At 38.1% G+C, this 15,633-nt stretch carries 14 protein-coding genes and 1 riboswitch; of the genes, 3 read left to right on the top strand and 11 right to left on the bottom strand.

The window, feature by feature from the left end; genetic code table 11:
• Positions 1–29: 29 nt before the first annotated feature.
• A complete protein-coding gene (locus tag H626_RS0105100) occupies positions 30–773 on the bottom strand; it encodes a DeoR/GlpR family DNA-binding transcription regulator (RefSeq protein ID WP_027108383.1) in 744 nt (247 codons plus the stop codon).
• A gap of 207 nt (positions 774–980) precedes the next feature.
• Between H626_RS0105100 and H626_RS0105095 the strand changes: the two genes are divergently transcribed.
• Positions 981–1,643: a DNA alkylation repair protein gene (locus H626_RS0105095; RefSeq protein ID WP_027108382.1), complete on the top strand. Its 663-nt coding sequence runs from the start codon at positions 981–983 to the stop codon at positions 1,641–1,643.
• A 225-nt stretch (positions 1,644–1,868) separates the two neighbouring features.
• Here H626_RS0105095 and nrdG read toward each other — a convergent pair whose 3' ends face one another.
• The 10 genes from nrdG to H626_RS0105045 form a co-directional block, all read right to left on the bottom strand.
• Complete coding sequence (gene nrdG / locus H626_RS0105090) at positions 1,869–2,423, bottom strand: anaerobic ribonucleoside-triphosphate reductase activating protein (RefSeq protein ID WP_027108381.1); 555 nt, start codon at positions 2,421–2,423, stop codon at positions 1,869–1,871.
• Positions 2,410–4,587, bottom strand: a complete 2,178-nt coding sequence (gene nrdD / locus H626_RS0105085) for an anaerobic ribonucleoside-triphosphate reductase (RefSeq protein WP_027108380.1) — start codon at positions 4,585–4,587, stop codon at positions 2,410–2,412. The genes nrdG and nrdD overlap by 14 nt, the downstream gene beginning before the upstream one ends.
• Positions 4,588–4,642: 55 nt before the next feature.
• Positions 4,643–5,605, bottom strand: a complete 963-nt coding sequence (gene nrdF / locus H626_RS0105080; RefSeq protein WP_027108379.1) for a class 1b ribonucleoside-diphosphate reductase subunit beta — start codon at positions 5,603–5,605, stop codon at positions 4,643–4,645.
• A gap of 13 nt (positions 5,606–5,618) precedes the next feature.
• Entirely contained in the window at positions 5,619–7,817 is a 2,199-nt protein-coding gene (gene nrdE, locus H626_RS0105075) for a class 1b ribonucleoside-diphosphate reductase subunit alpha (RefSeq protein ID WP_035618694.1), read from the bottom strand.
• Positions 7,786–8,178 (bottom strand): class Ib ribonucleoside-diphosphate reductase assembly flavoprotein NrdI, encoded by a 393-nt coding sequence (gene nrdI, locus H626_RS0105070; protein WP_027108377.1) that lies wholly within the window; start codon positions 8,176–8,178, stop codon positions 7,786–7,788. The genes nrdE and nrdI overlap by 32 nt, the downstream gene beginning before the upstream one ends.
• Position 8,179: 1 nt before the next feature.
• Positions 8,180–8,413, bottom strand: a complete 234-nt coding sequence (gene nrdH / locus H626_RS0105065; RefSeq protein WP_027108376.1) for a glutaredoxin-like protein NrdH — start codon at positions 8,411–8,413, stop codon at positions 8,180–8,182.
• Positions 8,414–8,512: 99 nt separating this feature from the next.
• Positions 8,513–8,657: riboswitch (adenosylcobalamin (AdoCbl) riboswitch) on the bottom strand.
• Between the two features lie 170 nt (positions 8,658–8,827).
• Positions 8,828–9,682: a metallophosphoesterase gene (locus tag H626_RS0105060; protein WP_027108375.1), complete on the bottom strand. Its 855-nt coding sequence runs from the start codon at positions 9,680–9,682 to the stop codon at positions 8,828–8,830.
• Between the two features lie 163 nt (positions 9,683–9,845).
• Entirely contained in the window at positions 9,846–10,880 is a 1,035-nt protein-coding gene (locus H626_RS0105055) for a 2,3-butanediol dehydrogenase (protein ID WP_027108374.1), read from the bottom strand.
• Positions 10,881–11,052: 172 nt separating this feature from the next.
• On the bottom strand, positions 11,053–12,417 hold the full coding sequence (locus H626_RS0105050) for an alanine/glycine:cation symporter family protein (RefSeq protein WP_027108373.1): 1,365 nt from the start codon (positions 12,415–12,417) through the stop codon (positions 11,053–11,055).
• Between the two features lie 436 nt (positions 12,418–12,853).
• Positions 12,854–13,642, bottom strand: coding sequence for a mechanosensitive ion channel family protein (locus tag H626_RS0105045; protein ID WP_051237841.1), 789 nt, complete (start codon positions 13,640–13,642; stop codon positions 12,854–12,856).
• Between the two features lie 179 nt (positions 13,643–13,821).
• Between H626_RS0105045 and ndk the strand changes: the two genes are divergently transcribed.
• Positions 13,822–14,223, top strand: a complete 402-nt coding sequence (ndk, locus tag H626_RS0105040; protein ID WP_027108371.1) for a nucleoside-diphosphate kinase — start codon at positions 13,822–13,824, stop codon at positions 14,221–14,223.
• Between the two features lie 241 nt (positions 14,224–14,464).
• Positions 14,465–15,307: an SDR family NAD(P)-dependent oxidoreductase gene (locus tag H626_RS0105035; protein ID WP_027108370.1), complete on the top strand. Its 843-nt coding sequence runs from the start codon at positions 14,465–14,467 to the stop codon at positions 15,305–15,307.
• Positions 15,308–15,633 lie beyond the last annotated feature (326 nt).

Genomic DNA, 15,633 nt, shown 5'->3' with positions numbered 1-15,633 from the left:
ACCCATTCGATTTTTACACTAACATTGAATTAGGTTAAAACTACCTCTATTCCTTTTTGTTGTAACAAAATTATCTTTTCACTTTCAATTTCTTTATCCGTATATACTTGAAAAATTTCTTCAAAAGAGAATTCTGCTACCATTCCTCGTCTAAGAAATTTAGAAGAATCTGTCAGTACTATTGTTTTTCTAGCCGATTCTGCCATTATTTGAGCAGCATCGCAGCGTGCGAGATCACTTCCCATAAATCCTCTATTCTCATCAAAGCCGTCGATTCCCACAAATAATTTATCCACATAAAAATTTTCGATTACTTTTTTTAAAAGAGGACCCACATTAACTTGGGAATCTTTCTGGTATTCTCCTCCCAATAAAATAATATGCACATTTTCTAATTTGCGGATATAGGAAGCAATAAATGTAGAATTCGTAATTATCGTAATGTTTTTCTTCTGTTTTGCTAGTTCTTCAGCTAATAAGGTGCAAGATGATCCCGATTCGATCATGACTGTATCACCGTCTTTTACAGATTCGGCCGCTTTTTTAGCTATATTTAATTTCAACTCATAGTTCACTGCTAAGCGATAATTGATATCATCTTCATTATTGATCAATGCATAGCCGTGCTGCCGGTTGATGATCCCTCTTGTTTCCAACTTGTCCAAATCTTTACGCATCGTTACCTTTGAAACTCCCAATCGTGTAGCAAGTTCATTGACCTCAATTTTTTTTTCTTCACTGACAATAGAAATTATCTTTTCATCTCTATGCATTTTTATCGCTCCTTTTCGTTATTTTATCATTAAGATCAAACGAAGGCAATTTCGAATAATTCATCTTTCGTTCAAAACCAAATTGCTGAATGAGACATCCTATTGTCTAATTCTATTTTAAGCTTCCTTTACCATTGTATTTCATGTTAAATTTTAAGAGAGGAAACGTTCAATCAAAATTTTCATACAGAGAAAGGAGTCGATTTTTTGAACAAGCAACAATTATTTGATGAATTAGTAGCACATAGAGATTCCACCAAAGCCGTACACATGCGTGCCTATATGCGTGACCAATTTAACTTTCTCGGTATCCAGGCCGAGAAACGACGGGAGATCACACGCGCTTTCTTTAAGGAAGCCCGCAAAGAAAAAGAGGTCGATTGGACATTCCTGAAAGAATGTTGGGACTCCCCTTACCGAGAATATCAGTATGTAGGAGCTGATTACCTTAATCTAAAACAGAAGGCATTAGCCGCCAATGATATTCCCAAAATCAAAGCATTAGCTTTGACCAAACCATGGTGGGATACCATCGATAGCTTGGATAAAGTCATTGGAAAAATCGCACTGGAGGAACCCGAAGTAAATGCCACTTTGATCGAATGGAGTACTGCCGATAGCATTTGGCTGAGACGTATCGCAATCAACCATCAGCGGCACCGAAAAGAACAAACAGATGTCGCGTTGCTTGAAAAAATCATTGTAGCAAATTTAGGAGACACTGAATTCTTCATCAATAAAGCCATTGGATGGAGTCTGCGTGACTACAGCAAGACAAATCCAGCCTGGGTCCGATCTTTTTTATCCAAATATCAAAAAAAACTTCATCCATTAAGTATTCAAGAAGCCAGTAAATATTTAGACAAGTAAAAAACTAGCCTTCCATGACCAAACAGTAGTCGCTAGAAGGCTGGCATAAAAAAGGTGAGGTTCAACTTATACCTAGTTTAACTTTTTTGTTTTTTTATGACTCTACGTCCACGTCAAGCAGTTTTGATATTAGGGCTTTTCATCATTCGACGAGTTCTTCGTTCTTTTGTGATACTCTTTTCTATACTTGCCCTAGCTATTCAACCCACACAATCTTCTCTATCTTCATTTGTATCCGCCTTGTTTCCATAGGACAACTTTCTTTTTCTTTAAAGAAGATTGCACATCAATAATACGTTGGTTTTTACTTCCTCTAAAATCGAGACCCAAATCAAATTGATCAAGTACAAATCGACCATCAACAAGAACATCAATAGTATCTAAGAGTTCCCGTTTATCTTGTGAGGAAGCTAAAATTTCCTCATACGTATAACCCGACCAGGACCAAATATCTTTTGTATCACCAAAAGTGTTCTTCACTCTTTTAGAAAGAGGAATTGTCACATCTGTATTTAAAAAGGGTTCTCCTCCTAGTAAAGTCAGTCCTTGACAATAATCAGCACTCAGATCTTCTATGATTTGTTCTTCTACTTCTTTTGTATAAAGCGTTCCGTAAGAAAAGCTTTGTGCCGCTTTATTGTAGCAGCCTTTACACGCAAATGGACACCCGCTGACATACAGGCTACATCTAACTCCTTCTCCATCCACAAAGTTATACGGCTTATAGTCAGCAATAAAATTCTGACTCCATTGTTTTGTTGTCCATTCAATTGGATTCATTATACTCACTTCTTTTCATATGCTTCACACGAGAAGCAATTTCTTTGTGCCGCCCGGCTATCATCGGCCGTTTTTGAGGATTACCTAAATAACCACATGTTCTTTTGACTACATCGCATGTTTCCGGATCAGTATTTTTACATTGTGGACATTTAAATCCATGAGCTGTCGGATGAAAATCTCCTTCAAATCCACACTGGTAACAATGATCAATAGGAGTATTGGTTCCTAGATAAGCAATGCGGGGATAGGCATAGTCCCATACTGCTTCTAAAGCTTTCGGATTGCTTTGTAGTTTCGGATATTCGCAGTAATGAATAAATCCTCCACTAGAATATCTAGGATAATCCTTTTCAAAATCTATTTTTTCAAAAGGAGTTGGATTTTTCCTGACATCATAGTGGAAACTGTTTGTGTAATAGTCTTTATCTGTTACATCCTTTATCCTTCCAAACTTCTTTTTGTCCAAGCGACAAAAACGATCAGTCAGACTTTCACTTGGTGTAGAATAAACACTGAAATGTAAATCTGTTTCTATTGACCAACGTTCTGCATAGGTTTTTAAGCGTTTGACTATGTCAAAGGTAAAAGTTTTTGCTCTGTTATTATTTTCCCAATCTGGCCCAAAGAAAGCAGTGGCTGTTTCATATAGTCCAATATATCCGATTGATACGGTTGCTCGACGATTGATAAATAAACTTTTTACTTTATCATCAGCATCCAATCGGTCTTTAAATGCACCATATTTATATAAAATAGGTGCATTTTCTGGTTGGGCCTCCATGACGCGTTCTGCTTTAAAGACTAATGCATCATGCATGATTTTCATCTTTTCATCAAATAATGTCCAGAACTCTTCCCTATTCCCTTCTGCTTCCAGACTAATACGGGGAATATTTAAACTTACCACACCCAAATTCATTCTACCCGCGCTGATTTCATTACCTTTAGTATCCTGCCAAGCTTGCAGAAAAGAACGACAACCCATTGGTGCTTTAAAGCTACCGGTTAGTTCAACTAATTTATCGTAGTTCAATACATCGGGATACATACGTTTAGTAGAACACTCTAAAGCTAGCACTTTGATGTCATAATTAGGATCCTCTGGTTTAAGATTCAACTCAGTTTTTAAGCTGAAAATTAATTTGGGGAAAATAGCCGTTCTTTTTTCTTTGCCCAATCCTTTTATTCGCACATTCAAGATGGCTTTTTGGATTTCTTTTTCAATCCAATTCGTTCCCAAACCGAACCCGATACTTGTGAAGGGGGTTTGACCTTGAGAAGTATATAATGTATTGATCTCATATTCTAAACTTTGCATCGCATCGTATATATCCTTTTTGGTTCTCTCTCTAGAAAATAATTCTCTTTGTTCAGGGTCATCTATCCATTTGGTTGCTGTATTCAAGTGTTTTTCATAGTTCAGTCGTGCAAAAGGAGCCAGCACTTCATCAATTCTATCAAATGTACATCCGCCATACTGACTTGAAGCCACATTGGCTATAATTTGTGCTGTCTGAGCTGTCGCAGTTTGAATAGATTTTGGTGATTCAACTTCTGCATTCCCGATGTAAAACCCTTTTTCAAACATTGTCTGAAAATCGATCAAACAACAATTAGTCATCGGTAAATAGGGCGTATAATCCAAATCATGATAATGTATATCCCCTTTTTCATGGGCTTTCGCTACATGATCGGGTAGTCGTTTCAGTCCCATTGTCTTGGAAACGACTCCAGCTGTTAAATCGCGTTGAGTATTGAATATTCTACTGTCTTTATTTGCATTCTCGTTGACAACAGTGGCCTCTTTCGCTTCCAGTTCGGCAATTTTATATTGTACATTCCTGTTATTATCAAAATTCTGCTGTTTATCTCGCTGAAACTTTTCATATGAACCCCTAGCATCCTTGAAACCTCCGTTTTCTAAAGAAGTACAAATGATAGTGGAAAGCTGAACAGCGGAAATTTTTCCTTGTTCCTTTACTAAAAACTCTACCTCTTTTTCAATGATCATTTTAATCTTTTCAATAGCTTTTTTATCTTCTTTCAAAAGTTTAGATAGGGAAAGTATTAACTTATTTGTTGAATACAACTGTTTTTTTCCATCCCTTTTAATAACATAATACTGCACATCGTTTCTATGTCTCGATCCCAGTTCTTCCATTCTGATCCCCCTTTGTTCTGACAGTAATAGTTTTTCTAGAATCTGTTTTTGTCAGCTAAAAATCATAGTCATCCTCTTCCATAGCCTCAACTTCCCCCATTAAATATCCAGAACCGACCTGCGAGAAAAAGTCATGATTATTCGTATCTGTTGAAAGACCATTCATTACGATTGGATTGATCTCTTTTTCTGTTGCCTCTTGAAATAGCGATTCAAACCCTAAATTCTGCAAAGCTTTATTTGCATTGTATTGTACAAACACTTTCACTTCTTGAGTCCAGCCAACGGTATCATACAGTTCTTCCGTATAGACGAATTCATTTTCTAATAAATCAAAAAGCAAAGAATACATCCAGTCACGCAGATCAGCTTGTTCTTCTTCAGTTAACTCTTTATACCCTAGCTGAAATTTATATCCCAGATAAGTTCCATGGACTGATTCATCCCGAATAATCAGTTTGATGATTTCAGCCACATTCGGCAACTGATTATTTCCTAAATACCACAGCGGGGTATAGAACCCACTATAGAATAAGAAAGACTCCAAAAACACACTGGCAATCTTTTTCTGTAAAGGAGTCCCTGTATCATAAATCGTTTTGATTCTTTTGGCTTTATACTGTAAACGTTCATTCTGATTCGTCCAGTCAAATATTTCTTCGATTTTTCGATTTTCATTTAATGAAATAAAAATCGTGCTGTAACTTTTTGCATGAACAGATTCCATAAAGAGTATATTATTTAATACTGCTTCTTCATGCTGGGTACGAACATCTTGTTTCATGACACTCGCTCCCACTTCTGATTGGAGTGTATCCAGTAAAGTCAATCCTCCAAAAGCTTTGTTGACTACATCCCTTTCTTCTAAAGACAATTGTCTCCAATCATCCAAGTCGTTGGAGACAGGTATACGGGTATCCAACCAAAATTGCGAAGTAAGTTTTTCCCAAGTATGTTTGTCGATGGTCTCTTCTAGTTTATTCCAATCGATCGCTTGATAATGCAAATATTTTTTCATTGCTTTCTCCTCCTCAAACCATGCAGCTTTCACAACTATTTGCCCCAATAATGGATCCATCGTCAGTATACGTTCTCACATAATAAAGAGATTTGATTTTTTTGGAATAAGCATAGTTGCGTAGTCTATTCAAATCTCTTGTAGTCAATTTCTGCGCATTGTTCTTTTTCCATTCATACAATCCTTTTGGCAATTCAGAACGAATAAATAGCGTTAAACTCATCCCTTGATCTATGTGTTTTTGCGCGGCGGCATACAAATCAATGATTTTTCTTTGATCCATATCATAGGCGGATGTGTAATAGTCAATCGTTTCATCCGATAGATAGGGAGCAGGATAGTAAATAGCTCCGATTGTTTTTTCTTGACGATGTTCAATTCTTTGTGTGATCGGGTGCAGAGAAGCACTCGTTTCATTGATATAGGAAATAGAACCTGTTGGTGCGATCGCCAATCTATTTCGATGATACAGCCCGTATTTCTTAACGTTCCCTTTTAACTCTTTCCAGTTTTCTATTGTTGGAACTGTGATGCCTTTGAAGATGTCTTTCGTTTTTTCAAACCGATAGTGGAGCGATTCTTGTATATAGCTATCAAAATAGGAACCTTCTGCATAGGTTGATTTATCAAAATCTTTAAAAGTCTCTCCTTTTTCCTGAGCAATTTTATTACTTGCTACCAAGGAATAATAGTTGAGTGTTCTAAAATAAACATCGGTGAATTCAAGTGATTCCGGAGATCCATATTCGATTTGATTTAACGCAAAAGTTGTATGCAGCCCCATCGCACCCAAACCAATTGTGTGATACAAGTCGTTGCCCCGTTTGATTGTAGGGACTTCTTCGATCGCACTATTTTTTGTAACAGTAGTCAACGCGCGTGTCGCAATCTCAATCGATTTTTTGAAGTCTGGCGATTCTATCATATTGACAATATTTGTCGACCCTAAGTTACAGCTGATATCTGTTCCGGTAGATTCATAAGATAAATCAGGATTTAAAACAGAGGGTTCCTGGGGTTGAAATATTTCGCTACATAAATTACTCATGATAATTTTTCCATCTACTGGATTTTGGCGGTTTACGGTATCGATATTGATGATATAAGGGTAACCCGATTCTTGCTGCAGTCGAGATATTTCCTGTTCCAGTTCCCTTGCATTGATTTTTGTCTTTTGGATTTCCGGATCCTTGACCATCTTATCGTATTCTTTTGTAAGATCCACATAAGAAAAGGGTATTCCGTATATTCGTTCTACATCATAGGGACTAAATAAGTACATGGGCTGATTGGTTTTTATCAATTCATAATATTTATCTGGAACGGTCAATCCTAAAGAAAGAGTTTTAACGCGGATTTTTTCATCGGCATTTTCTTTTTTTGTCGATAAAAAAGCATAGATATCCGGATGGAAAACACTTAAATAAACTGCTCCGGCACCATTGCGTTGACCGAGTTGGTTACTATAGCTAAAACTATCTTCAAGTAACTTCATAACCGGCACCACACCAGAGGAGGCATTTTCGATATGTTTTATCGGATCACCTGCAGCTCGCAAATTGGATAGATTGACACCTACTCCACCGCCTTTTCTGGACAATTGTAAGCTAGAGTTGATCCCTCTAGCTATGGAAAGCATGGAGTCATCAAGGTCGATCAAGTAACAAGATACCAACTCTCCCCGTCTTTTCTTACCTGCATTTAGAAAAGTAGGTGTGGCCGGCTGAAATCTCTGAGTAATCATCTCTTCAGCTAGATCCAAAGCCAGTTTTTTATCTCCGTCTGCTAAAAATAGAGCAGTAAATGCAATACGGTCTTCGAATCTTTCTAGATACTTTTTGCCGTCATTGGTTTTTAAAGCATATTGTTCATAGAATTTGAAAGCTCCCATAAAGCTCTTAAACCGAAATTTGTGATCATAAATCTGTTTAAATAACTTTTTAATGAATACCCAATCATAGGGTGCTTCATTTTTCTCAGAATAGTTTAATAGAATCATTTCATCGATATAATCGTATTTCAGAAGATAGTGAATTTTTTCTTCCAAGCTATGAAAGAAAACCGTATGTTGATTTATTTCTTCCAAAAAATACTGCTTTACAGCCTCTTTATCTTTAACTAATGGAATCTGACCATTCACAGGTATATTCAACTGGTTATTCAATTGATAATATGTCACTTTAGACTGTTGATCGATCTTTTCTATTTTCATTCCCTAACACCTCTCCTATTTTTTTGATATCTGCTGGGGTTCCTTGAAATTCGAATTTGTGCAGAACGGGTATCCCGTATTTCTTGTCTATTTCGTCAACAGTGAAACAAAATAACTGTGCGAAATTTCGATTTCCACTTCCAAATGTTCCTAGACAATATTCACTATTTTTTCCTGTTTCAAGGAAATCTAAAACAGGTTCGATCATTTCTTCGACATAAGTGGGCACAACGAGTATGTACGTTCTGTCCATTTCTATAAAAGGATCTTGTGGTTCAATTTCGATTACTTCTGCATTCGGTATTTTCGTTACGAATCTTTTCGTTTGCCCTGTGATAGAAAAGTAAACAATAGCTGGCATACTACATAACCAACTTTTCTAACTTATCCGGTTGGTATCCACTAAAAGGCTCTTCCCCTTCAATAGAAATAACGGGGAGACTTTGAAATCCCAATGCTTTAACCTCATCTATCCATTCTGGATTCTGAGAGATATTTTTTTCTTCAAAAGCTAAGTGCATTTTTTCTAATTGTTTTTTCGTAAACAGACATTGACCACATCCTATTTTTGTATACAGTATTATTTTCTTTGTCATATTTCATTCTCCTTTTTTTTAGTTTAATTTCTGCACTTCGTTCCGTTCTGCCCACTTTAAAATATAAAAAAAGCACCCTAGAGGCATACTACTCCTAGGGTGCTGTTCATACTTTGCCTCGAAGTATAAAACGGAATAGAACCACAGTAAAAAAGACCTGACTTAAGCAAGATGCTATCACAGTGGCGGGACCGTCCCGGATTCTAACCGGATTCCATTTTAAGTATGTCTTCAATTTTTTATTCAGTACTGCTTATCGATACTCAAAAGTATAGCAGATAGATTTTTGATAATCAATTTGAGCTGCTCTTTGATTTTCATCATATCGATTGAAAAGTCTTTATTATTAATGGTAAATAGCCAAATAAAATATTTTTTACTTCACTATTTTCTATCTTTTCTCTTGGTGCTGATTTAGTTAGCAGAATTCAATGTCACTGTGACAATTTCCGGGCGATTAAAGATCCTTATCGGAATGATACTGTTCCCTAGCCCTCTGTTTACGATCATTGTCGTGTTATTCATTTCGTGCGTTCCAGATGTATACTTTGGAAACAAACCTTGACCAGGAGCAACCAAACCTCCCACGAAAGGAATTCTAAATTGTCCACCGTGAGCGTGTCCTGAAAAAACAACATCAAATCCATATTCACTATACAAAGGAAACATTTCGGGTCTGTGTGCTAAGAGAATTTGAAAATCAGTCTCTTCTTCTATTTCATCAAGTGCATTCACGATATTCTCCTTCGTATTTGCTCTTTCCAAATAGAGTTCTTCAATGATTGGATCATCAATTCCGATCATTGCGATTTTTTCAGTTCCAATTGTAATGTCTTCAGTAGTATTTCTCATCACCAGTACACCTAGGCTTTTTAATTGCATCTCGAGTGTCTGGAATTTTCCAGACCACCATTCATTATTTCCTGTCACATAATAGACTGGTGCAATTTGAACCAGTCTTTCCATCAACACTAGACTGGGTTTTTCATCATACCGCCTTGAATCTACTAGATCACCTGTGAATACAATCGAATCGGGCTCTAAATCTTCCACTTTTTCAACTAAATCACTTTGATCATCCCCAAAAGACTTATTATGCAGATCGGATAGTTGAACAATTTTGTATCCATCAAACTGTTGTGGAATTTTTTCTGAAGCGAGGGTATATTCACTTACCACAAGGGCATTATTCTGAAAATAAAAGAAGTAAAATAACAAAGCAATCCCAATAATAAAGAATGATCCCTTCTTTTTAGTTATTTTCTTCATTACTTTACCTCCTTTATGTTTATATTTAAAGAAAGTTTACCACAAATTTTTACTCCCCTTACGGTGAAACACACTCTTTTGTCTATCTTTTGAAAATTGCAGAGAATCTAAAAAGAAGCCTTGAAAATCCAAGGCTTCTTACCATATTTATACTATAGTTTTATTATTCAGGAGAGACCATGATTTTGACTTGGCTTTTTTCATTAGCGAGAACTTCAAAGCCTTTATCAACAATATCATTAATTTTAATGTGGCCCGTGACATAGTTTTCTTTTGCAAAATAACCCTTTTCCATTAATTTGAGAACTTCAGGAAAAATATGACGATAGGCAATAATGCCTTTGACAGTTTTTTCCTTGATCACAATTTCATTTGGATGGATGGTAGCGGGTTTTTCCCAAATACTGACTATTACACACTCTCCATCATTTTTAACCGATTCGATCGATTGTTGCAGTACCATCGGAACACCAGTCACTTCAAACGCAACATCTACTCCTCCATTTGTTGCTTCGCGTACTGCTTGTACGGCATCGACTTCTTTAGGATCAATAACGATCGCTCCGAGTTTCCGTGCTTTTTCCTGCCGTTCAGGCGACAGCTCTACAGCATAGATATCTGTGGCACCCGCTGCAGATAAGGCTTCAACGATCAATAACCCTATCGGACCTGTTCCAAAAACGATAGCTGAATCGCCCACTTTTAGTTTACTTGTACGGACTGCATACAGAGCCACTGCAGCCGGTTCAGTCAAAGCTCCTTGTTCAAAGTCTACTTTTTCAGGTAATAGGTGCACCAATCCGGCGTCCACCACACAAAATTCTGCAAAGCCTCCATTAGAAGCTAAACCAACAAATCCGAGATTCTCATCTAGATTGTATTGACCCACTAATCCGTTTTTAGCCAAAATCGGTTCAACGGTGATCCTATCCCCAACGGATACAGTTTCCACATCAGCGCCGACTTCTACAATTTCTCCGGCAAATTCGTGTCCCATTGTGACAGGTGCTTTTATATTTGAATAAGGATGAGGTTTATCTACCGGAATGAAAATGGGTCCACCTAAATATTCATGTAAATCACTTCCGCAAATACCGGCGTATTTAACCGCAATTTTCACTTGATGTGCTCCCACTGTGGGTGTTTTCACATCTTCCACACGTACATCTCTTTGACCATGCCATCTAGCTGCTTTCATTAATAAATCCTCCCTTTCTATTACTGATCTTGAATATCACCTCTTAATTGTATAATGATTCACAAAGTTGTTCAACTGATTCGACTCCTCTTCACAATTGAACAGTCGTAAAAAATGAAGCACCTCAGAAGATTTTCCCCTCCAAAGTGCTTCACTCGTGCGCTCTCATATCTCAGAGAACTTGATCTTTTTCGTATAATCCACCTTTTTTGAAGTAGTTTTTTGTGAGTCTGATCACAACCGGACTGAGCACGCCTATTCCGATCAAATTGGGAATAGCCATCAAGCCGTTTAACGTATCGGCTAATGCCCACACTGTCCGCAGCCCCCCTACGGATCCAACCACGATCAAGGGTAAATAAACCAGACGGTAGAAAACGGTGGCTTTCGGTCCAAATAAAAATTCTACACACCGTTCACCGTAATAAGACCAGCCTAGAATAGTTGAGAAAGCAAAAAAGATGATACCGAATGTGACAATGTATTCCCCAAAAGGAAGACCCATACCAAAGGCAGCGGCTGTTAAGGATACACCGTCTAATCCAGTTTCTACAGCTCCTGTCATCACGATCACCAAAGCGGTGAGTGTACACAGTATCAGTGTATCTGCGAATACTTCAAACACGCCCCACATCCCTTGGCGGACAGGATGGTCCGTCGTAGCGGCCGCATGAGCTATTGGTGCACTTCCTAAGCCAGCCTCATTTGTAAAGACCCCCCGGGCGATCCCATAGCGGACGGCAAGTGAAAAGCTCGATCCGACAAAGCCTCCGACAGCTGCAGAACCCGTAAAGGCTTCTTTGAAAATAAGGACAAAGGCTGCTGGTAAAGCTTGAATATTGAACAGGATCACGAACAGGCTTCCGACTATATAAACAAGGGCCATAAACGGAACCAGTATTTCTGTGACTTTTCCGATTGCTTTTATTCCTCCAAAAATAACCAGGGCAGCTAGTGTGGCTAAAACGAGTCCTGTTATGAATGGATCGATTCCAAATGTTGTGTTGAGGGCGTCCGCAACGGAATTTGACTGGACCATGTTTCCAATTCCAAAAGTAGCGACAGCTCCAAAAACGGCAAAAGTGATGGCGAGCCAATTCATATTCGTGCCATTTTTGATGTAATACATCGGTCCACCGACAAAATGTCCATTGGCTGTTTTCTCTCTGTACTCAATGGACAGAACGACTTCCGCAAATTTGGTGGCCATTCCGAATAGCGCAGCGATCCACATCCAAAAGACAGCTCCCGGACCTCCAATGGCGATGGCTGTCCCGACACCCGCAATATTCCCGGTCCCGACTGTTGCGGCTAAGGCTGTAGCAACGGCTTGAAAAGCTGTGATTTCTCCTTCACCGACTTGGCTTTTGGAAAACATCTTAAAAAAGGTTTGTTTCATGATATAAGGAAACTTTGTGAACGAAATAAAGCGAGTCTGGACTGTAAAGTAAATACCTGTACCTAAAATAGCAATTAACAGTGGCCATCCCCAAACGATTCCATTCACCCATGTATTGATAGCTTGAAATTTTTCCATATTTTCACATCCTCAGGCTTCTTTTAAAGCGCAGGCTCGCGCTCCTTACAAAAACTTATTTTTCTATCATAAGCTATTCTGAAGAATGTGGGTAGTTTTATTTGCGTACAAATCCTCTTTTTTTTTGGAAAGTTCGTTTTTACAGAAAACATAGTTTGATTCACTTCATCCTACTTTTTCATTTATTCTATCCCTAATAGAATAAATGAAAAAAGCCCAAGACAGTATTGTCCTGGACTCTTTCTATACCGTTACTTCCTCAAACCTGCTCTCCTATTTTCAAGCGAACAGTGACCAAAACTAAAAATGTAGTGGAAGGAGCGGTATCTTCAGAAGTTCTGTCCGTATTCTGCTAAACTTCTCCAGTTCCTATACTAAATCGTTCTCACGCGTGCTTTAGAACTCATCCACACGGTTTCATGCGGATAGGATCTTTTTACTGATTCACGTGTACATCCATCTGCGGATAAGGGATAGAAATGTTTTCTGCATCGAAAGTCGTTTTGACTTCTTCTAAGATATCAAAATGGACATCCCAATAGTCTTCAGCATTTACCCATACTCTTACCGTATATTCAACAACACTGTCTCCATGAGCAGATAAGCGAACAAAAGGTTCTGGATCTTGTAAAATGGCTGTATGCTTGTTAACAACGCCTTTTAGAGTAGTTAAAACATGCTGGTTATCTGTTTCATACCCAACTCCGAAAGTGAAATCGACACGGCGGGTACTATTGACTGAGTAATTCACAATCCCTGAATTAGCCAAGTCGCCATTTGGAATATAAATGACCTTGTTATCAGGTGTGATCAGTTCAGTGTACAAAATCTGAATGGCTTTTACAGTTCCATCAAATCCGCTGGCTTCAATATAATCCCCAACTGAAAAAGGCCGCATGAAAAGTAACAGCACTCCGCCCGCTAAATTTGATAAGGAACCTTGGAAAGCTAAACCGATAGCGAGTCCGGCAGCACCCAACATGGCGACAAATGAAGCTGTGGGAATACCCAATATACCTACTACTGTGATGATTAAAACAATTTTTAGGGCTACACTTAAGACAGATTTTAAGAATGGTTTTAAACTACTATCTAATTTTGATTTTTCAATCTGATTCCCCACAATTCTGACAATGATTTTGATTGCGGCTGATCCTACAGCAAACGTAATCAAAGCTAGAACGATAGGCTTTGCGATATCAATCAATAAGTTGATCCAATCCATTTTCATTTCTCCTTTGTATCCATTTTTTTTGCAATGTTTTTATCATAACATAATCCAGAGTTTGTTCCTATGCTCTATTTGATAAACGTGTCAGAGTTCTTGTGCATTTATCTAATATCTATCTACTAAAAAATATGATAAGCTAAAAACACAAATCAGTTAGTAGGAGGAATGTGTCTATGCTAGAAAGAACGTTTGTATTAATTAAGCCCGATGCGGTAGAAAGAAATGTAATCGGTAACATTTTAAGCGAGTATGAGCGCAATGGACTCAAAATCGTAAAAATGAAGATGATAGAAGCAACCGAAAGTATCGCAAAAAAACACTACGCGGCACATATCGAAAAATCATTTTTCTCGGAACTGCTGGCGTATATCACCAGTGGCCCCCTTGTCGCCTTGATCCTTGAAGGAGAAGACGCCATCACCCGCGTCCGTACATTGAACGGAGCCACAAATCCGGAAAAAGCAACAGATAATACGATCCGTGCCCTTTATGGAATCGATAAGTCCAGGAATACCGTCCATGCATCCGACTCCCAAGAGAGCGCAGAAAAAGAAATCGCATTATGGTTTGATTGATCTGATTCATTTCTCAAACTAAATCAGTAGGATAACAAATAGGCTGGCAGTGTAAAATGTGTCAGTCTCTTTGTTTATTCTTTTGGTAGACGGCCGAGTTACATCAACCTTTATTAGATTCAGTGGAGGATTATTATTTTTAAGCATTCCAGTCGTTTATTTAACTAGAAGGGTAGTGGAGAAAAGAAAAAATGAAAAAGATAGTGTATAATTCTTATAAATGTTAAAGGAGGATGCATACATGTCTGAATCAATTTTAGCCATCACCGGTCCAACATCTGGAATCGGTCGCGGGACTGTAAAAGTTTTGGCAACAGAATTTGATAGGGTATTATTATTAGTCCGCAACTTGGAAAAAGGTGCCTACTTAAAAGAAGAATTACTCGAATTGAATTCCCAGTTGAAAGTAGACATAATTGAATGCGATTTAAGTGAGCTCTCTTCTGTTAGGGATGCTGCAACGACAATCAAAAGTAGATTCGATCACATAGACTGTTTAATCAATAATGCCGGGATCGTTTCAACTTCTAAAAAGGAAAGTAATGATGGATATGAGTTGATGATGGCGACTAACTATATGGGTCCATTTTTACTGACACATGAACTGTTGCCGTTAGTTCTGAACAGTGAAAGAAAACAGATCGTCGTTGTTTCTTCTGATGCTTATAGATTTGCGCCAATGAAAAAGCCCTTTTTCAAACCGAAACGTTTTTCTGCAGTGACCGGTTATGGTCGTTCTAAATTGGGGACCCTTTACTTGGCTCAGGAACTGCATGAATTCTACTCTCACAAAGGACTTAGGACTACTGCGGTGCATCCGGGCATGGTTTCAACGAATATTGGGAAAAGCAATGTCAGTCCAACAGTTGCGAAAATAGTCTTTACGTTATTAGATCCCTTTTTTGTGACCATAGATGAAGGTTGCCAGTCTGTCATTTCAGCAGTGAAAGACCCCGATAAATATGCTGGTTTTTATTCGGATGAAGGCGACATTGCTGCCGTCAAACAATATGGTAGTGATTTTAAGATGCGTCGTGAATTTATTGATGCGACCTTGAAGGAATTGAATTTACAAGCTTTGTAAACACTTCTCCACCGATAAGAAAAACATACTAAGATTAGTAGGTAAAGACCACGACGGTGGTTTTTACCTACTATTTTTCTTTTATAGAGGTATAGTAAGGGTGAAAGGAAGCTCGACTGAAGCCTCAGGGACTATGAGTCCGAAACAAAAACTGAGCTCCCTCACTGTCATTTCTAAATCAGGTTTAAGTATGTGGGACCATGAGTCCGAGTACAGGAAATAAGACACGAAATGAAGCAGTGATGGTCTTTCAATACAAAAGAAAGCGAGGAATAATATGACTTATGTACTAGCTTTAGATGTTTCTATGGGGAAAAGTTATGCCG

This window comes from Lacticigenium naphthae DSM 19658 (assembly GCF_000425865.1).
GTDB lineage: Bacteria > Bacillota > Bacilli > Lactobacillales > Carnobacteriaceae_A > Lacticigenium > Lacticigenium naphthae.
Note: the sequence above shows the minus strand (reverse complement) of the source record. Positions and strands in the feature narration are given on the sequence as shown.